Raw genomic sequence first — 19,894 nt, forward strand, 5'->3', positions numbered from 1 at the left:
GGTCCGTCTGTTGAACCCGAGGAAGAACATGGCTGAGAAACCACAGGTGCGGGGTGACGCGCCCCCGACGCCGGAGGAAACGGAGCGGGACGGTCGCGACGACGCCGCCACCCCCACCGCCGCCGAGGAGTCGTCCGAGGTCGGCTTCGGCAAGGGCGGCCGCAGGACCGGGACCTCCGCCGACGCCCTGCCGGACGTCGACGGCCTCGGCGACGACGCCCCGCCGTTCTGGCGCCGGATCGCCGCCGAGCGCTGGGGTGAGGGCCGGTTCGGGCTCGCCATGGGCGGGATCATCCTGCTCCTGGGCATCGCCCTGACCGCCTTCCAGCTCTGGATCGCCCTGCGCTCCGGCCTGGACGCGCGTCAGCAGCGGCTCATGCACCTCATGCTGGTCATGCTGATGGTCTTCATCATCATGCCGCCGTTCAAGAAGTCGACGGTGGAGGGGAACCCGGTCGCCCTGGTGCTGGGGGCGGTCCTCGACCTCGTCATGGTCGTCGCGACCGTGGTGGTCAGCTTCTACCCGATCGTGTACCAGGCGGAGCTCGCCCGCCGCGCGGGCGCCTACACGGACCTGGACTGGATCATGGGTCTGGTCGCGATCGTGGTCCTGCTGGAGGCCACCCGGCGCTCCGTCGGCCTCGTCATGGTGCTGCTGGTGGCCGGGTTCATCTACTACGCCTGGGTCGGTCCGCTGATCCCCGGCGACTTCGGGCACTCGGGCGTCACGATCCAGCGCATCTCCACCCACGCCTACCTGGGCAACGACGGCATCTACGGGCTCACACTCGGGGTCGTCGTCACGTTCGTGTTCGTCTTCATCCTGTTCGGCGCGCTGCTGTCCAAGACCGGCGGCGGCAACTTCTTCGTCGGTCTGGCCTACGTCCTCACCGGCCGCATGGTCGGCGGCCCGGCCAAGGGCGCGGTGCTCGGCAGCGCCCTGATGGGTTCGGTCTCCGGCAGTGCCATCGCCAACGTGGTCACCACGGGCCCCTTCACCATTCCGCTGATGAAGAAGGTCGGCTACAAGAAGCACGACGCGGCCGGGGTGGAGGCCGCGGCCTCCACCGGCGGCCAGGTCCTGCCGCCCATCATGGGCGCGGGCGCGTTCCTCATGGCGGAGCGGCTGGGCATCCCCTACGCCGACATCGTCAAGGTCGCGATCATCCCCGCGATCATGTACTTCGCGCTGATGTTCCTGTTCGTGGACATCCTCGCCCGCAAGAACAACATCCGGCCGCTGGAGAAGGACGAGGTCCCCACCTTCGCGATCGTGATGCGCGCGGGCTGGCACTTCATGGCCCCGCTGATCCTGCTGATCGTCCTGCTGCTCAACTACGTGCCGCCGACGCAGGCCGGTCTGGCCGCCTGCGGCGCCCTGCTCGTGGTGGCCATGCTGCGCGCGAGCAGTCGCCTCAGCCTCAAGGACTTCCTGGAGGTGTTCGTGATGGCGGCCCGCAGCACCCTGCCGGTCTCCGTAGCGTGCGCCGTGGCGGGCATCATCGTCGGCATGGTCGGGCTCACCGGCCTGGGCCTGGTCTTCTCCGACGTCCTGGTCAACGCCTTCGCGGGCAACCTCTTCATGACCCTGGTGATGGTCGCCCTGGCCTCCCTGATCCTGGGCATCGGCCTGCCGGTGACCGCGTCCTACGTGGTGCTGGTGATCCTGGCCGGTCCGGCGCTGGAGCAGCTCGGCCTGGCGCTGATCGTCGCGCACATGATCGTGTACTGGCTCAGCCAGGACTCCAACGTCACCCCGCCGGTGGCCTTCGCGGCCTTCGCGGCGGCGGGCATCGCCAACTCCAGTCCGATGCGCTCCGGCGTGTCCTCGTGGAAGTTCGCCAAGGGCCTCTACCTGATCCCGCTCCTGATGGCGTACTCGTCGCTCATGGAGGTGGACGGGCCGGTCATCGACCTGGTGGTGTCGATCGCCACCGGATCGGTCGCGCTGGCGGCCGGTGCCATGGCGATCGAGGGCTTCTTCCTGCGCCGCACCCTGCTCGGCGAGCGCATCGCCCTGGGGCTCTCCGCCGCCCTGGTCCTGATCGCCCCCGAGTGGAGCGGCTGGACCGAGTCGCTGCTGTCCGTCCAGGTCTCCCCGGACCTGTTCATCGCCGCCGGTACGGTCGCGGGCGTCGTGCTCATCGCCCTCCAGGTGGTCAACCACCGCCGTGACAAGGCGAAGGGCCTGGTCGCCCCGCTCGGTGAGGAGCAGCCGAAGGCCGCCGAGCCCGCAGCTCCCGCCACACCCGAGGAGCCCTCGAAGAACACCGAGGCCCCCGGGACCGCGGAGTCCACGGAGTCCACGAAGGCCTAGCGGTCGGCGTACGGGACCCGCACGCCGGTTCCCGGAACGGGGCGCGGTGGCACCTGCCACCGCGCCCCGTCCGTGTTCCGCGCCGCATGTCCTAACCTCGCTGGCATGTGGCGATTCGGATGGAAACCGGGACGGGGCCTCCAGGGCACCGACCTGGAGGCGGTGCTCCTGTCGGCCTCCTACGGAACGGACCCCCTGCTGCGCGCGGCCTGCGAGGCGGTGCGTGCGGGCGACGCGGAGGCGGGCGCGACCCTGCTCGTGGAGACCAGGGAGGACCCCGAGGCCCGCGCGTACCAGGCCGAGGCCCTGGGCCGGGCAGCCGTGGACAGCCCCGACGAGATCGCCGGGCTGGTCGGTGAGGGGGCCGACCCCGCCGACACGATGCTGTGGCTCGGCCACGCCCTGCTCGCGCGCGCCGTGGCCCTGCCCTCCGGGGGAGCGGGCGCGGCCCAGGCCGACCGCAAGGCCTTCGAGGCCGCCCTGCACGAGGCGCGGGACCCCCTCGCGGAGTCCGCCCGGCTCAACCCCGACGACGCCGCCCCCTGGTCCGCGCTCCAGACCGTGGCGATGGGGCTGGGGGAGCGGGAGGAACGCGAGAGGGCCTGGTCCGAAGCGTCCTCCCGGGCACCGCACCTGTACCCGGCGCACGTGACGCGGGTCCGCTCCCTGGCCCCCACCCGAGGGGGATCGGCGGAGGAGATGTTCGCCGCGGCCGGGGCGGCCGCCGACACCGCGCCCGAGGGCAGCCCGCTGCCGTCCGTCCTCGCCCTGGCCCACGCCGAGTACCTGCGCGGCGAGCAGCGCCGCCTCGTCCGGGAGGGCAACAGCGCCTACATCACCTCCATGGCGATGGGACGCCTGCACGGCGACGCCGTCCGCGAGCTGTTCGAGCTGGCCCAGGGGTGGGCGTCGGCGGCCGTTCCGCACGTGCGGGACATCCAGGCCCACCACCTGTTCGGCTGGGCCTTCCACCGGGCGGGAGAACCCGATCTGGCCCGCTGGCACCTGGGCATGGTCGGCCGGTACGTCTGCGACGTGCCCTGGGCCTTCTTCGGCCCCGCGCGCACCGAGGCGGCCCTGGCCATGTCCGAGCTCGGGGTGGATCCGCGACCCGCGCCCGGGGAGGACGGAACGGGTGCGCCGGGCGGGGTTGAGTAGGAGTACTCATGCGGGGCGGGCGGCGGCGGCACAGACTGGCCCTATGACCAAGACGACCCCCGAAGCGATCTCCCCGATCCGCGCCGCACTCCTCGGCCTCTCCGTGGGCGTGGGCGCGGCGCTCCTGGCCGAAGGCCTCGGCTTTCTGCTCAGCACCCTCCTCGTCGCGTTCCAGTCCGACGAGGTGGTCGGGGCCAACATCGGCGCCGGGATCGCCGCCAGGGCCGTGACCGTGCTCTCCGCCCCCGCTCTGGCCCTGCTCCTGCTGCGGCTGACGCGCGTGCCCCGCCCCCTCGCCGTCGTCCTGTACTCCCTGCCGCTCTACCTCGTCCTGACCGTGCTCTCCACCAACGCGGCCATCCACCTGGACTTCTGGCTGTGGGACCGGTTCCCGGACTTCGCCAACGCCACCAGCCCGTGGGTGCCCTGGTACCTCATGACCCTGGTCTCCCTCCCCGTGTCGGTCGCCCTCGCGGCGCTGCTGACCACCCGCTCCCGACGAAACCGGGACACCGCCGGGGTCTGAACCCGACCGAGGCCGGTCCGAAAAGCACTGGTCGGTACCGGCCCGGTCGGAAACAATGCACGGGTGCTACTGACGATCACCACCACGGCCCAACCGGCGACGGACCTCGGACACCTGCTGCACAAGCACCCCGACAAGGCGCAGAGCTTCGAGCAGTCCTTCGGGACGGCGCACGTCTTCTACCCCGAGGCCACCGACGAACGCTGTACGGCCGCGCTGCTCCTGGAAGTGGACCCGCGGGCGCTGCTGCGCTCGCGGACGTCGGTGAGCACCCCGGACTTCGCCCTCGCGCAGTACGTCAACGACCGCCCCTACGCCTCCTCCTCGCTGTTCACGGTGGCGCTGGGCAGGGTGCTGCGGTCCGCGATCCGGGGGACGAGCGAGCGCCGCCCCGAACTGGCGCGCACACCCCTTCCGCTGGTCCTGCACCTGCCCGCCGTGCCCTGCCGCCCCGGCCCCGAGAGGGCGCGTGCGCTCTTCGAGCCCCTGGGCTGGTCGGTGGAGGCCATCCCGGTCCCGCTCGACCCCGAACTGCCCGGCTGGGGCGACTCGCACCACCTGTCGCTCACCCTGACCGGCACGCTGCGGCTGTCCGAGGCGCTGAGCCACCTGTACGTGCTGCTGCCCGCGATGGAGGACGGCCACAAGCACTACTGGGTGGACTCCACCGAGATCGACAAGCTCCTGCGGGCGGGCGGGGCCCCGGTCGACGGCGTCGTCGACGAGGCGGGCGCGGGCTGGCTGGCCGGACACCCCGAACGCGCCTGGATCACCCGCCGCTACCTCGCGCGCCGGGAGACGTACGTGCGCACCGCCCTGGCCCGGCTGGAAGAGGCCGGGGACCCCGGGTCCGGACCGGACGACGAGGACGGCGCCCCCGGGGCGAACGCCGCCGCCCTCCCGCGCGACCCGGCCGTGGAGGAGCGCGAGCCCTCCCTGGCCGAACAGCGCGCGGGCGCGGTCACCGCGGTCCTGGGCGCGGAACGGGCCACCAGCGTCATCGACCTCGGCTGCGGTGGGGGCCGTCTGCTGGAGCGGCTGGTCCGCGACCACTCCCTGGAGCGCGTCACCGGCGTGGACGTGCACCTCGGCAGCCTGGAGATCGCCCACCGCAGGCTCTGCGAGGGCTGCCACCCGGACGGCGGCAGGCGCCACCGGCCCCTCTTCGCGGACTCCGACACCCGCCGCGAGGAGCGATCGCGGCCCGGGACCCGCCCCGAACTGCTGCTGGGCTCCGTGGTCTACCGGGACCGGCGCTTCCGTGACCACGACGCGGCGGTGCTCATGGAGGTCGTCGAGCACCTCGACCCCTCCCGGCTGCCCGCCATGGAGCAGGTGGTCTTCGGCGACGCCGCACCCCGGCTCGTCGTGGTCACCACACCCAACATCGAGTACAACCGCCACTACGAGGGACTGGCCGAAGGGGAGTTCCGGCACGCCGACCACCGCTTCGAGTGGACCCGCGCCGAGTTCGCCGCCTGGGCCGACCGGGTCGCCGCCGAACACGGCTACACCGTCCGACACCTGCCGGTCGGCCCCGAACACCCCGAGACCGGCGCACCGACCCAGATGGGAGTCTTCACCAAGTGAACGAGCCGAACGACGAGGCCGCCCGCGAGCCCCGCGTGCTCGGCGTGCCCCGCATGGGGCTCGTCCTGCTGGTCGGGGTCTCCGGATCGGGCAAGTCCACCTTCGCGGCCAGGCACTTCGAGCCCACCCAGGTGATCGGCTCCGACTTCTGCCGGGGCGTGGTCAGCGACGACGAGAACGACCAGACCGCCACCGCCGACGCCTTCGCCCTGCTGGGCACGATCGTGGACATCCGGCTGCGGCGCGGACTGCTCACCGTGGTGGACGCCACCAACGTCCAGCGCAGGGCACGCGACCAGCTCGTCCGCATCGCGAAGGACAACGACGTCCTCACCACGGCGATCGTCCTCGACGTGCCCGAGTCGGTGGCGCGCGCCCGCAACCGCGCCCGCCCCGACCGCGACTTCGGGGACCACGTGATCCGCCGTCAGCGCCGCGACCTCAGGGAGGGCCTCAAGCGGATGTCCCGAGAGGGGATCCGGCGGACGTACGTCCTCAGGGGACAGGAGGAGATCGACGCCGTCCGGATCGAGCTGGAACGCCCCTGGCCGGAGCGGACCGAGCTCACCGGCCCCTTCGACATCGTCGGTGACGTCCACGGCTGCCGTTCCGAGCTGGAGAGCCTGCTGACGCGGCTCGGCTACCAGCTGCGCCGCGACGACCGGGGACGGCCGGTCGGCGCCCGGCACCCCGAGGGCCGTACGGCGGTGTTCGTCGGTGACCTCGTGGACCGGGGCCCCGACAGCCCCGGCGTCCTGCGCCTGGTCATGGGGATGGTCTCCGACGGCGACGCCCTCTGCGTGCCCGGAAACCACGAGAACAAGCTGGTCCGCCACCTCAGCACCGGCAAGGGCCGACTCACCCACGGCCTGGCCGAGACCGTGGAGCAGCTGGGTCGCGAGAGCGAGGAGTTCCGCAAGGAGGTCCTGGAGTTCTGCGACGGCCTGGTCAGCCACCTGGTGCTGGACGGAGGCGACCTGGTGGTCGCGCACGCCGGGCTCAAAGAGGAGTACCACAACCGCGCCTCGGGGCGGGTGCGCTCCTTCGCCCTGTACGGCGAGACCACCGGTGAGACCGACGAGTTCGGCCTCCCCGTCCGCCTGCCCTGGGCCCGCGAGTACCGGGGCCGGGCCACGGTGGTCTACGGGCACGTCCCCACGAACAAGGCCGAGTGGATCAACCGCACCATCTGCCTGGACACCGGCTGCGTGTTCGGCGGCAGGCTCACCGCGCTGCGCTACCCCGAACGGGAGATCGTGGACGTGGACGCCGAGCGCACCTGGTACGAGCCGGTCCGTCCCCTGGTCGAGACCCCGCCCGAGCGCGACGAGGACGGCACCGGCCGGGTCGTCGACATCAAGGACGTCGGCGTGGGCGACCCCCACGCCGGACTCGTCGTCGAGACCGGGTACGGGACCGTGCGCGCCGACCCCGAGAGCGCCATGGCCGCCCTGGAGGTGATGAGCCGGTTCTCGGTGGATCCCCGCTGGCTGGTGTACCTGCCGCCGACCATGGCCCCGGCCCCGACCGCCGCCGACCCCGAACTGTTGGAGCGCCCCGACGAGGCCTTCGCCGCCTACCGGGGCTCCGGGGTGGGCGAGGTGGTCTGCCAGGAGAAGCACATGGGCTCGCGGGCCGTGGCCGTGCTGTGCCGCGACGGGGCCGCCGCCGCGCGCCGCTTCGTCCCGGGGGAGCTCGGCACCGTCTACACCCGCACCGGACGCCCCTTCTTCCGGGACCCCGAGGTCCAGGCCGAGGTGGTGGACCGGCTGCGGCGGGCGGTGACCGAGGCCGGGCTCTGGGACCGGCTGGGCACCGACTGGCTGGCCCTGGACGGCGAGATGCTGCCCTGGTCCGCCAAGGCGCACGCGCTCATCCGGGAGCAGTACGCCTCGGTGGGCGCGGCCGCCCGGGCCTCCCTGCCCGCCGCCTCCGCCGCCCTGTCGGCGGCGGCCGCCCGGGGCGTGGACGTCGGCGGGCTCGCCGCGACCATCGCCCGCCGCACCGAGCAGACCGAGGCGTTCAGCGAGGTCTACCGCCGCTACACCTGGGACACCGAGGGGGCGGACGGGCTCCGCTACGCCCCGTTCGCGCTCCTGGCCGCCGAGGGGAAGGAGTACACCGAGGCCGACCACCTCTGGCACATGGGCGTGGCCGAACAGCTGGCCGGGACCGGTGGGATGGTCCAGGCCACCCGCTACCTGGTCGTGGACACCACCGAACCGGCCTCCTGCGCGGCCGCCGCCGCGTGGTGGCGCGAGATGGTCGACCACGGTGGGGAGGGCATGGTGGTCAAGCCCCTGCTCGGCGCCCGGGCGAAGGGCCGCAAGGGCCTGGCTCTGCCGGGGCTGAAGGTGCGCGGCCCCGAGTACCTGCGGATCATCTACGGGGCCGACTACACCGACCCGGAGCGGATCGCGGTGCTCAGGGACCGCAAACTCGGCCGCAAGAACGGCCTGGCCATGCGCGAGCACAAGCTCGGGCTGGAGGCCCTGACCCGCCAGGCCGCAGGTGAGCCGCTGTGGCGCGTGCACGAACCGGTGTTCGCGGTGCTCGCCCTGGAGACCGAGCCGGTCGACCCGCGGCTGTAGCCGGGCCGACCCGGCGGAGGGTGCGGGGCGCGCGGGAAAACCCCTTGCGCGCCCCGCACCCTTTTCCGCATGATCTCCCTGATCAGAACCGACGACAGAAGGGCCGACGGCATGCGGCGATCCCACGGAAGCTCCGAGACCACCATCCGGATCGAAACTCTCCTGGGAACCGCACGTGACCACCCTGAACATCGGAATCCTCGCGCACGTCGACGCGGGTAAGACCAGCCTCACCGAGCGCCTGCTCTTCGACGCCGGTGCCACCGACCGGCTCGGCAGCGTCGACTCCGGCGACACCCAGACCGACACCGGCCGGATCGAACGCGAACGCGGCATCACCGTGCGCACCGCCGTGGCGTCCTTCCGGGTCGGCGCCGTCCAGGTCAACCTGATCGACACCCCCGGCCACGCCGACTTCGTCGCGGAGGTCGAACGTGCCCTCGCGGTGCTCGACGGCGCCGTCCTGGTGCTGTCCGCCGTGGAGGGCGTGCAGCCGCACACCCGCCTGCTCATGCGGGTGCTGCGGGAGATGCGCCTGCCGGTGCTGCTGTTCGTCAACAAGATCGACCGGGGCGGCGCCGAACCCGCGCGCGTCTTCGAGCAGGTCCGACGCCGCCTCACCGGTCGCGCCCTCGCCCTGGACACCGTCACGGACGCGGGTACCGCACGCGCGCGGGTGGCCGCCCTCGACCTGGGCGACCCCGGGCACGCCGCCAGCACGGCCGAGTTCCTCGCCGAACACGACGACGGGCTCCTGGCCGCGCTGGTCGAGGACCGGCCGCTCCCGGGCCCCGAGTCCCTGCGGTCCACGCTGCGCGCCCAGGTGCTGCGCGGCCTGGCCCACCCGGTGCTGTCGGGTTCCGCGATCACCGGTGCGGGAATCCCCGAACTGACGGCGGCCCTCGCGGACCTGCTGCCCGCCCGCCCCGGGCCCGGACCGGACGGGGGCGACGGTGCCGGACGGGAGGCCGCAGGAGAGCCCCGGGGCACGGTGTTCGCGATCGAGCGCTCACCGACCGTCGAGAAGACCGGCTACCTGAGGCTGTACGAGGGATCCCTGCGCACCCGGGAGCGGGTGGGGTTCGAGCGGGCGGACCCCGCCGACGGCGAACCGCACGAGGGACGCCTCACGCGTCTGGAGGTCGTCGGATCCGAGGGCGAACGGGACCGGCCCCTCACGGCGGGCGGGATCGGCCGGATCCGCGGTCTGCCCGGGCTGCGGGTCGGTGACCGGATCGGGCGCCCCGTCCACGCCCCGCCGCTGGCGCGCCCGGCCCTGGAGTCGGTGGTCCGGCCGGTCCGCCCGGAGGACGGGAACCGGCTCCACTCGGCGCTGGCCGCGCTCTCGGACCAGGACCCGCTGATCCGGCTGCGCACGGTACCGGGGGAGGGGCTGTCCGTGCTCCTCCACGGCGAGGTGCAGAAGGAGGTCGTGGCCGCCACCCTGGCCGAGGACTTCGGCGTCGAGGCGGTCTTCGCGGACAGCAGCGTGGTGCACGCCGAACGCCCGTCCGGCTCCGGTACGGCGGTCGAGCCGGTCCGCCTCACCCGGGAGATCGGCGGCCCCGTCACTGTCGGGCTGCGCGTGGACCCGGGGGAGGAGGGGTCCGGTGTGGTCTTCCGGCGTGAGACGGAACTGGGGGCGCTGCTGCCCGCCTACGACCGGGCGGTGGAGGACGCCGTACGCGACGCCCTCGGGCAGGGGCTGTACGGCTGGCCGGTGACCGACTGCGTGGTGACCCTGGTGCGGAGCGGCTACGTCGCCCCGCTCGCGGAGGCGGCGCACTTCCGTCTGCTGGTCCCGATGGTGGCCCTGCGGGCCCTGGAGCGGGCGGGGAGCCGGGTGTTCGAGCCGGTGCACGCGTTCGAACTGTCGGTGCCCGCCACCGAACTCAGCTCGGTGCTCTCCCTGCTCGGCGGGCACGGGGCCCGGGTCCGGGAGACCGAGGCCGAGGGGGACACCTGGCGGGTGACCGGCGAGGTCGGGGCGGGCGAGGCCCACCCGGTCGGCGCGGCGCTCGCCGGGGCCACCCGGGGCGAGGGCGTGTGGGTCAGCCGTCCGGCGGGCGACCGGCCGGTACGGGGGCGGCCCCCTCACCGGACCCGCACCGACGGCAACCCGCTGGACCCCGCCGAGTACCTGGTGTACCTGGGCAACGCGGGCCGCGCCGGGATCGGCGGGTAGACCGCCCCGGTCGGCCCACAGCTGTGGACCGGACCGGACCAGCGGGGTGACGGCGGCCCGGACCTTGGAGGATCACACCGGGGTCCGGGCCGCCGACCGTCGTGGGATCACAACAATCGGACACCGGGACGCCTTCATTTCACGCGCACTCCTTCAAGCGGACACCCGTGGCGGCGATGATGTGGCCGCACGGATCCCCCCATTCCCCGCAGAAACCGGAGCAGGCGTGTCCCCAACCCCCTCCAGAGCCACGGTCCCGGTCCGCCGGAGATCCCTCGCCTCCGCCGCCGCGCTCGCGGCCGCCGCCCTGGGAGCGGGCCTCTTGGCTCCGCTGCCCGCCCTCGCCTCCGCCGACACCCCCGTGATCAGCGAGGTCTACGGCGGTGGTGGCAACAGCGGCGCGCAGCTGCGCCACGACTTCGTCGAGCTGGGCAACCCCACCGCCGCCGACGTCGACCTGACCGGGTGGAGCGTGCAGTACCTGCCCGCGCGCCCCGGACCGAACACCCGGGTCCAGGTGACCCCGCTCAGCGGCAGCGTCGCCGCGGGCGAGCACCACCTCGTCCGCCAGGCGGCGGGCGCGGGCGGCACCACCGACCTCCCCACCCCCGACGACACCGGCAACACCAACATGTCGGCCTCCGCCGGGGCCGTGCTCCTGGTGTCGGGCACCACCCCCGTCGAGTGCCGCACCGCCGCGACCTGCGCCGAGGACGGCTCGATCGTCGACGTCGTCGGCTACGGCGACGCCGTGGTCCACGCCGGGGCACCCGCGCCCGGCACCGGCAACACCACCTCCGCCTCGCGCGACGGGGGGTTCACCCACTCCGGCGACAACTCCGCCGACTTCACCGTGGGCGAGCCGACCCCCACCAACGGCGCGGGCGAGACCGTCGAGGGCCCCGGCGGGGGAGGGCCGGAGGAGCCCGTCGAACCCGGTGACCTGCGCATCCACGACGTCCAGGGCACCACCCGCACCTCCCCGTACGCGGGGGAGCGGGTGACCGGCCTGCCCGGCGTGGTCACCGCAGTCAACGCCTTCGGCAGCGCCCGGGGGTTCTGGTTCCAGGACACCGAGGGCGACGGCGACCCGCGCACCAGCGAGGCGCTCTTCGTCCTCACCGGCTCCACCACCCCCGACGTCGCGGTCGGTGACGAGGTCCTGGCCGCCGGACAGGTGGGCGAGTACCGCCCCCAGGCGGGTGCGCAGACCGCCACCCAGCTGGAGAAGGCCCGCTGGACCACCCTCTCCCGGGGCAACGACCTGCCGGAGGCGGTCCTGCTCGACGCCGACGCGATCCCCGAGGCGTACGCCCCCGACCACGGCGGCGACGTCACCGAGCTCGAACTCCGGCCCGACGAGTACGCCCTGGACTTCTGGGCCGCCCACGAGCACATGACCGTCCGCGTCGAGGACGCCCCCGTCGTCGGGGCCACCGACGGCTACCACGCCCTGTGGGTGACCACCCGGCCCGACGCGAACCGCACCCCCAACGGCGGCGTGCACTACGGCTCCTACGACGACCCCAACAGCGGCCGCGTGAAGATCGAGTCGCTGCTCGACCGCGACGTGAGCCCCTTCCCCAAGGCCAACGTCGGTGACACCCTCGCGGGCGTCACCGAGGGCCCCGTCGCCTACAGCCGGTTCGGCGGCTACCTGATCCGCGCCACCACCCTGGGCGACCACGTCCCCGGTGACCTGGAGCGCGTCGCGGTCCGCGACACCGCGCGGCACGAGATCGGCGTGGCCACCTACAACGTCGAGAACCTCGGCGGCGCGGACGACCAGGCGGACTTCGACGCCCTCGCCGAGGGGTTCGTGAGCTACCTGGGCGCGCCGGACATCGTCGGACTGGAGGAGATCCAGGACAACAGCAGCGAGACCGACGACGGCGTCGTGGCCGCCGACGTCACCCTGGACCGCCTCGTCGACGCCATCGCGGCGGCGGGCGGCCCCGCCTACGAGTGGCGGGAGATCAGCCCCGAGGACAAGAAGGACGGCGGCGTCCCCGGCGGGAACATCCGCAACGCCTTCCTCTTCAACCCCGCCAGGGTCCAGTTCGTGGACGTCGAGGGCGGTGACGCCACCACGCCCGTCGAGGTCGTGGAGGGCGAACGCGGCGTCGGGCTGTCCGTCTCCCCGGGGCGGATCGCGCCCGGGGACGAGGCCTGGAACTCCAGCCGCAAGCCGCTGGTCGGCCACTTCCGCGCGCTCAACCGCGACGTGTACGTGGTCACCAACCACTTCAACGCCAAGGGCGGCGACGAGTCCCTGCACGGCGTCAACCAGCCGCCGAGCCGGGTGACCGAGACCCAGCGACACCAGCAGGCCACCCTGGTCCGCGAGTTCGCGGACGACCTCCTCGCCGCCGATCCCGACGCCAACCTGGTGGTGATGGGCGACCTTAACGACTTCCAGTTCTCGACGACCCTGGACATCCTCACCGGCGACGGCGCGCTCACCAACCCCATGGCGGACCTGGGCGAGGGTGAGGGCTACAACTACGTCTTCGACGGCAACTCCCAGGCCCTCGACCACATCCTGGTCAACGGCGCCCTGGCCGGACGGGTCGACTACGAGATCGCCCGGATCAACTCCGAGTTCCACGACCAGGTCAGCGACCACGACCCGCAGGTCCTGCGGATCGACACCCGGCGCAGCACCTCGCCGGGCCGGAGCTGACCACCGCACGACACACGACGGGGCGGGCACCGCACGCGGCGCTCGCCCCCCGTGTTCCCGGGGCGATCCGACACGTCGCGAGGGTCACCCGCGATGGGTCGCGGCGCGCCCCTATCCTGGGAGGGTCCGCACCGCCCATCCCAGGGAAGCGATGATGAACGTACTGCTCACCGGTGGCGCCGGGTACATCGGCACCCACACCGCGGTCGAACTCCTCCAGGCCGGGCACGGGGTCGTGGTCGTCGACTCCCTCGTCAACAGCCACGAGGAGGCCCTGCGCCGGGTCGAGCGGATCACGGGCCGCACGCTCGCGTTCCACCGCGTCGACTGCACCGACGCCGACGCCGTGCGCGACGTCTTCGAGCGGCACGAGATCGACGCCGTCATCCACCTGGCCGGGTTCAAGGCCGTGGGCGAGTCCGTCGAGCAGCCCCTGCGCTACTACCGCAACAACCTCGACGCCCTGCTGACCCTCTGCGAGGTCATGGACGAGGCCGGGGTGCGCGACCTCGTCCTCAGCTCCTCCGCCACCGTCTACGGCGACCCCCGGCGCGTACCGATCCCCGAGGACGCCGAGCTGTCGACCACCAACCCCTACGGCAACACCAAGCTGTTCGCCGAGCGCATCCTGGACGACCTGGCCGCCGCCGACCCGCGCTGGCGGATCGTCTCCCTGCGCTACTTCAACCCGATCGGGGCCCACCCCAGCGGCCTGATCGGTGAGGACCCCCAGGGCGTCCCGAACAACCTCTTCCCCTACATCGCCCAGGTCGCCGCCGGACGCCGCGAGCGCCTGAACGTGTACGGGGACGACTACGACACCCCGGACGGCACCGGAGTCCGCGACTACCTGCACGTGGTGGACCTGGCCGCGGGCCACCTGGCCGCCGTGGACCACCTCACCGACGCCCCCGGCCACCGCGTCTACAACCTCGGCACGGGCCAGGGCACCTCCGTCATGGAGAGCCTGCGCGCCTTCGAGCGCGCCACCGGGTCGCCCGTCCCGTACACGGTCACCGGGCGGCGCCCCGGCGACATCGCCGTCTGCTACGCCGACCCCTCGGCCGCCTCCCGCGACCTGGGCTGGAAGGCGGAGCTGACCGTGGACGACGCCTGCCGCGACACCTGGCGCTGGCAGTCCGCCAACCCCGGAGGGTTCGCGGGTTGAGCGCTCCGGACACCCGGTCCGGACACCCGGTCCGCGTGCCGGGCGGCACACCCGTCGGTGCGTCCCGACCGTGGTGAACGGCCTAGACTGGACGGACATCCACATTTTTCTGCGGAAGGTCCTCCGTCGTGTCCGTTGGTGCTGACAGCACGTTCGACACCGTCCTCGTCGTCGACTTCGGTGCGCAGTACGCGCAGCTGATCGCCCGACGGGTCCGGGAATGCCACGTGCACAGCGAGATCGTGCCCTCGACCATGCCGGTCGAGGAGATGCTCGCCAAGAAACCCAAGGCCATCATCCTCTCGGGTGGCCCCTCCTCGGTGTACGCCGAGGGCGCCCCGAGCGTGGGGGCCGAGCTGTTCGAGACCGGGGTCCCGACCTTCGGTATCTGCTACGGCTTCCAGGCCATGACCCGCGCCCTGGGCGGGGTCGTGGACCGCACCGACCTGAGCGAGTTCGGCCGCACCGCGCTGACCGCCAGCGCCGACTCCGTCCTGTTCGAGGGCCTGCCCGAGGACCTGAGCGTGTGGATGTCGCACGGCGACTCCGTGGTCCAGGCCCCGGCCGGGTTCAAGAGCACCGCCAGCACCGCGGGCGCCCCGGTCGCCGCCTTCGAGGACACCGAGCGCCGCCTGTTCGGCGTCCAGTTCCACCCCGAGGTCATGCACACCGAGCACGGCCAGGAGCTGATGCGCCGCTTCCTCTACGAGGGCGCGGGCTGCCGCCCCACCTGGACGATGGTGAACATCGTCGAGGAGCAGCTGGAGCGCATCCGCGAGCAGATCGGTGACAAGCGCGTGATCTGCGCGCTCAGCGGCGGTGTCGACTCCGCCGTCGCCGGCGCCCTGGTGCAGCGCGCCGTGGGCGACCAGCTCACCTGCGTGTTCGTGGACCACGGCCTGCTCCGCAAGGGCGAGGCCGACCAGGTCGAGAAGGACTTCGTCGCGATCACCGGCGCCAAGCTCAAGGTGGTCGACGCCGAGGAGCAGTTCCTCTCGGAGCTGGCAGGGGTGACCGACCCCGAGGAGAAGCGCAAGATCATCGGTCGCGAGTTCATCCGCGTCTTCGAGCAGGCGGCCCGCGAGGTCGTCGCGGAGAGCGGCGAGGACGGCGCCGAGGTCGAGTTCCTGGTCCAGGGCACCCTGTACCCGGACGTCGTGGAGTCCGGCGGCGGCACCGGCACCGCGAACATCAAGTCGCACCACAACGTGGGCGGCCTGCCCGACGACCTCCAGTTCACGCTGGTGGAGCCGCTGCGCGAGCTGTTCAAGGACGAGGTCCGCAAGGTCGGTGAGGAACTGGGCCTGCCGCCCGAGATGGTGTGGCGCCAGCCCTTCCCCGGCCCTGGCCTGGGCATCCGGATCATCGGTGAGGTGAACCGGGAACGCCTGGAGATCCTGCGCGAGGCCGACGCGATCGCCCGCGAGGAGCTCAGCCGCGCCGGGCTGGACCGCGACATCTGGCAGTGCCCCGTCGTGCTGCTGGCCGACGTCCGCTCGGTGGGCGTCCAGGGTGACGGCCGCACCTACGGCCACCCCGTGGTGCTCCGCCCGGTGAGCAGTGAGGACGCGATGACCGCCGACTGGTCGCGTGTGCCCTACGACGTGCTCGCCCGCATCTCCAACCGCATCACCAACGAGGTCCGCGAGATCAACCGGGTGACGCTGGACGTGACCAGCAAGCCCCCGGGCACCATCGAGTGGGAGTAGCCCCGCGGCGCTCCTGACGTGAGCGGGCCCGGCACACGGTGTGTGCCGGGCCCGACGCTTTTCCGGGGCCCCGTCTCGGGGAGCCCCGTGTCAGTCCTGGGTGACGGACACACGGATCTCCGTGTCGTCGGCGTCCTCGGAGTGGGTGAGGACCAGGCTGGAGGGCTCCTCGCCCGACCTCACGCTGAACACCAGGTCACCCCGGGCCTCCGCGCCCGGGGGAACCGGCTCCCAGAGGGTGCCCTTCTTCTCCTCGGAGGTGGGGGTGTCGGCGGTGATCCACCGGTTGCTCTCGGTGACCAGGCGCTGCTCGGCCGAGCTGAACACGATCTCGTCGCTGCCGAGGTTCTCCAGGGCCAGGTCGGCCACGCAGTACACCCCGCCCTCGATGCTCGACCGGCCCGGGATCGCCTCCAGGCAGCGCACCTCGGCGGTGTAGCGGACCGTGCCGTCCTCGGACACCTTCTCCCCGTCGGTGTCGGAGGGGTCGGGCATCTCCGGGTCCATGTTGCCGAGACCGTCGTCGGGCACGTTCGGGTCCGGGGCGGGATCCTCCCTGCCCTGGTTGGCCGGCGGGGTGTTCTGGTCGCTCGCACCGGACCCGGGCCGGTTGAGGACGAGGACGGCCACGACCACCAGCAGCACGGCCAGGGCGATACCGCCCGCGAGCAGACCCCAGAACAGACCGCCCCTCCTGCCGGGCGCGGCGGGCCGGTGCGGGGGCGGCGGCACCGGCGGCACGTACGGCTGGGGTCCCCGCTGCTGCTGCTCGGCCGGGGGCGGCACCATCGGGATGGGGCCGGTGGCGGCCGGGTGCTGCGCGGGGGGCGGACCCGCCGGGGCGGGACGCTGCTGCTGGCCGTGGGTGACCGGGTGCGGACCGGCCGGGTGACCGGCGACGGGGTGGACCGGCGGCGGCACGTGCTGCGACCGCGTGTAGTTGCCGGTCTGGTGCGCGGGCGGCGGCATCGGCGGCGGGGGCTGCTGGTAGTGGCCGGGCGCCGGATGGCGCATGCCCGACATGGTCTGGTGCGCGGGGTGCGGCATGCCCGGGGGCATCGGGGGCAGGTTCGGCCGCCACGACTGGTGCAGGGCGTGCGAGACCATGTCGTTGGGGTTGCTGGTGTCCTCGCCGCCCGCGAGCTCCAGCAGCAGGTCCTGGGCGGTGGGGCGGCGGCCCGGCTCCTTGGCCAGGGCGCGGGTCACCAGGCGGTCCAGCGGACTGTCCAGGTTGCCGATCTGCGGCTCCGCGAACAGCACCCGCTTGCCCAGCGTCATCGCGTCGCCGTTGCCGAAGGGGTGCGTGCCGTTGCCCGCGAACGCCACCAGGCAGCCCCAGGCGAAGATGTCCGCCGAGGTGGTGACCTTCTCCTCCAGCAGCTGCTCGGGCGCCATCCAGCCGGGGCTGCCCATGACGATGCCGGTCTGGGTGTGGTTGGTCGCGGTGTTCATCGCGCGCGCGATGCCGAAGTCGATCACCCGGGGGCCGGAGAGCGACAGCAGGACGTTGGCGGGCTTGAGGTCCCGGTGGACCAGCCCGGTGCGGTGGATGGCGGCGAGCGCCGCGGCCACGCCCAGGGCGAAGCCGTGCAGCGTGGAGGAGTCCAGGGGCCCGTGCTCGGCGATGTGCTCGGCCAAGGCCGTGCCCGCGATGTACTCGGTGACCATGTAGGGACGGTTCTCGAACGTCCCGTGGTCGAGCACCTTGGCGGTGCAGAAGGAGGCGACCTTGCGGGCGTTCTCCATCTCGTCGCGGAAGCGCGCCCGGGTCTGCTCGTCGAAGGCGAGCTCCGGACGGATGACCTTGATGGCTACCTGGTTGTTCTTCTCCGGCGTGCTGCCCAGGTAGACGGTGCCCATGCCGCCGCTGCCCAGCTTCCCGGACAGCACGTAGGGACCGATGGTGGCCGGATCTCCGGCGGCCAGCGGTTCCAGGTTCTTCGGGAGCCCATCCGACGGCAAGCGACCCTCCCCGACGGTGTCCAAACCCCGCCTTGCCCCAAGGTAGCGGTGTTTGTGCCCTGATTCCCACTCACGGACCGGATCGGGTCGTTCGGGGGTCGGGCGGTAGCTGACATGACAGTGGTGACGAACCCTGGATCAAGGGGACCCGCCCTCCCGGGCGCGGAGGTCCGCGCCGGTGGGAGGCGGTGAACACGGCGCGCCCCGTGGAGGGGTCTGTGTTCACGCAAGGTGGGGGTTCCTTTACGATTGGGGACTCGTGACCGTTGATACCACCGTAACCGTGCGGGTCCCCGCGAAGGTGAACCTCCAGTTGGCGGTGGGGCCCAGACGCGAGGACGGTTTCCACGCCCTCGTGAACGTGTTCCACGCCGTCTCGCTGTTCGATGAGGTTACCGTCAAGGCGGCGTCGCCGCGTCGGCCGCGTGCCCTCACCGCGTTGACCGCCACCGGGCAGTCGGAGTCCCACCTGGCCAGGGTGCCGCTGGACGAGAGCAACCTCGCGGCCCGCGCCGCGATCCTGCTGGCCGAGGAGACGGGCGTCGGCTTCCCCGTGGACATCCACCTCGACAAGCGCATCCCGGTGGCGGGCGGCATGGCCGGGGGCAGCGCGGACGCCGCCGCCGCGCTGGTGGCCTGCGACCGCCTGTGGGGCTGTGACCTGTCCCGGGAGCGCCTCCTCGGCCTCGCCGCCCGACTCGGCAGCGACGTGGCCTTCGGGCTGGTCGGTGACACGGCGGTGGGGACCGGGCGCGGTGAACTCCTTGAACCGATGGCCAGCCCCGGGCGGTACCGGTGGGTGTTCGCCCTGTCCCCGCGCGGCCTGTCCACCGCCGACGTGTTCGGTGAGTACGACCGGCTGCGTCCCGACGCCCCGGAACCGCGTCTGGACGCCGCTCTGGAGAAGGCCCTGGCCAGCGGTGACGTTGTGGCCCTGGGCGCCTCGCTGAGCAACGACCTCCAGCCCGCCGCGCTCTCGCTGCTGCCCGAGCTCCGACGCACCCTGGACGCGGGCCGCGCCGCCGGTGCGCTCGGTGCCCTGGTGTCCGGATCCGGGCCCACGTGCGCCTTCCTGGTCGGCGGCGGGGGAGAGGACCCGGTCGCGGTGGCGGAACGGGAGGCCGGAGTGGTGTCCGCGCTGCGTGCCACCGGTCTGTGCGAGCAGGTCATCGCGGCCGACGGCGACGTCCCGGGAACCACCGTCGTGTGACGCATATCACTGGCTTTGTCGTCCCGATTCGGGCGATTTCCGCCATTGACCTCAACCATGGTTGAGGAAGAACACTGGTGGCATGACGACGCCAGCCACCTTCTCCAGGTACGCCGACCTCCCTGCGCTGATCGGGCTCATGGAGGGTGACGAGAAGCACAACGCCGCCGCGCACTCCACCCTCGACGTTCTCTGGGTCCTCTACGACCGGGTCCTCGACGTCTCGCCCGAGACCGCCGAGGACCCGGCCCGGGACCGCTTCCTCCTCTCCAAGGGACACGGTCCGGCCGCCTTCTACGCCGTACTCGCCGCCAAGGGCTTCCTCGACGTGCCCACCCTGCGCGGCTGGACCGCCTTCGGCTCCCCGCTGGGCCACCACCCGGACCGCGTCCTGGTCCCCGGTGCGGAGATCGGCAGCGGGTCCCTCGGCCAGGGTTTGCCGCTGGGCCTGGGCACCGCCCTCGGACTGCGCGCCCAGGGAGTGCGCCGCGCTGACGGCACCGAACCCCGCGTGGTGGTGCTGGTCGGCGACGGCGAACTCGACGAGGGCAGCAACCACGAGGCCATCGCCGCCGCCGCGCGCCTGGGCACCGACAACCTGACCGTCGTGGTCATCGACAACGCCTCCGCCACCCACGGCTGGCCCGGCGGTGTCGGGCGCCGGTTCGAGGTCGAGGGCTGGGAGACCCGCGAGGTCGGCGGCCGCGACCACGACGCCCTCCACCACGCCTTCACCCGCACCAGCTCCGGACGGCCGCTGGCCGTCGTCGCCCGCGTCCGCAACGGAAACTGAAA

At 72.8% G+C, this 19,894-nt stretch carries 12 protein-coding genes; 11 read left to right on the plus strand and 1 reads right to left on the minus strand.

Features of this window, described 5'->3' with window-relative positions; genetic code table 11:
• Nucleotides 1-28 precede the first annotated feature (28 nt).
• The 9 genes from AC0VYM_RS04370 (at nt 29) to guaA (ending at nt 15,927) form a co-directional block, all read left to right on the plus strand.
• Nucleotides 29-2,317 (plus strand): TRAP transporter permease, encoded by a 2,289-nt coding sequence (locus AC0VYM_RS04370; protein WP_475459224.1) that lies wholly within the window; start codon nt 29-31, stop codon nt 2,315-2,317.
• A 105-nt stretch (nt 2,318-2,422) separates the two neighbouring features.
• Nucleotides 2,423-3,475 (plus strand): PLC family EF-hand domain-containing protein, encoded by a 1,053-nt coding sequence (locus AC0VYM_RS04375; protein ID WP_475459226.1) that lies wholly within the window; start codon nt 2,423-2,425, stop codon nt 3,473-3,475.
• A 43-nt stretch (nt 3,476-3,518) separates the two neighbouring features.
• The gene (locus AC0VYM_RS04380) at nt 3,519-4,001 is read left to right on the plus strand and encodes a hypothetical protein (RefSeq protein WP_475459229.1); all 483 of its coding nucleotides are present in this window, start codon (nt 3,519-3,521) and stop codon (nt 3,999-4,001) included.
• 63 nt (nt 4,002-4,064) lie between these two features.
• On the plus strand, nt 4,065-5,591 hold the full coding sequence (locus AC0VYM_RS04385; protein WP_475459232.1) for a 3' terminal RNA ribose 2'-O-methyltransferase Hen1: 1,527 nt from the start codon (nt 4,065-4,067) through the stop codon (nt 5,589-5,591).
• 53 nt (nt 5,592-5,644) lie between these two features.
• Entirely contained in the window at nt 5,645-8,182 is a 2,538-nt protein-coding gene (locus AC0VYM_RS04390) for a polynucleotide kinase-phosphatase (RefSeq protein WP_475462929.1), read from the plus strand.
• A 175-nt stretch (nt 8,183-8,357) separates the two neighbouring features.
• Nucleotides 8,358-10,367: a GTP-binding protein gene (locus tag AC0VYM_RS04395; RefSeq protein ID WP_475459234.1), complete on the plus strand. Its 2,010-nt coding sequence runs from the start codon at nt 8,358-8,360 to the stop codon at nt 10,365-10,367.
• Nucleotides 10,368-10,593: 226 nt separating this feature from the next.
• The gene (locus tag AC0VYM_RS04400; protein ID WP_475459236.1) at nt 10,594-13,050 is read left to right on the plus strand and encodes an endonuclease/exonuclease/phosphatase family protein; all 2,457 of its coding nucleotides are present in this window, start codon (nt 10,594-10,596) and stop codon (nt 13,048-13,050) included.
• 154 nt (nt 13,051-13,204) lie between these two features.
• Nucleotides 13,205-14,218, plus strand: a complete 1,014-nt coding sequence (galE, locus tag AC0VYM_RS04405) for a UDP-glucose 4-epimerase GalE (RefSeq protein WP_475459237.1) — start codon at nt 13,205-13,207, stop codon at nt 14,216-14,218.
• Between the two features lie 128 nt (nt 14,219-14,346).
• On the plus strand, nt 14,347-15,927 hold the full coding sequence (gene guaA, locus AC0VYM_RS04410) for a glutamine-hydrolyzing GMP synthase (RefSeq protein ID WP_475459239.1): 1,581 nt from the start codon (nt 14,347-14,349) through the stop codon (nt 15,925-15,927).
• Between the two features lie 90 nt (nt 15,928-16,017).
• On the opposite strand, the gene AC0VYM_RS04415 is transcribed toward guaA, so the two are convergent.
• Nucleotides 16,018-17,889, minus strand: a complete 1,872-nt coding sequence (locus AC0VYM_RS04415) for a serine/threonine-protein kinase (RefSeq protein ID WP_475459241.1) — start codon at nt 17,887-17,889, stop codon at nt 16,018-16,020.
• Between the two features lie 259 nt (nt 17,890-18,148).
• Between AC0VYM_RS04415 and AC0VYM_RS04420 the strand changes: the two genes are divergently transcribed.
• Both AC0VYM_RS04420 and AC0VYM_RS04425 read left to right on the plus strand, forming a co-directional pair.
• On the plus strand, nt 18,149-19,099 hold the full coding sequence (locus AC0VYM_RS04420) for a 4-(cytidine 5'-diphospho)-2-C-methyl-D-erythritol kinase (protein ID WP_475459243.1): 951 nt from the start codon (nt 18,149-18,151) through the stop codon (nt 19,097-19,099).
• An 82-nt stretch (nt 19,100-19,181) separates the two neighbouring features.
• A complete protein-coding gene (locus AC0VYM_RS04425) occupies nt 19,182-19,892 on the plus strand; it encodes a thiamine pyrophosphate-dependent enzyme (RefSeq protein ID WP_475459246.1) in 711 nt (236 codons plus the stop codon).
• The last annotated feature ends 2 nt before the right edge of the window (nt 19,893-19,894 follow it).

This window comes from Nocardiopsis sp. iso_237 (assembly GCF_056173345.1).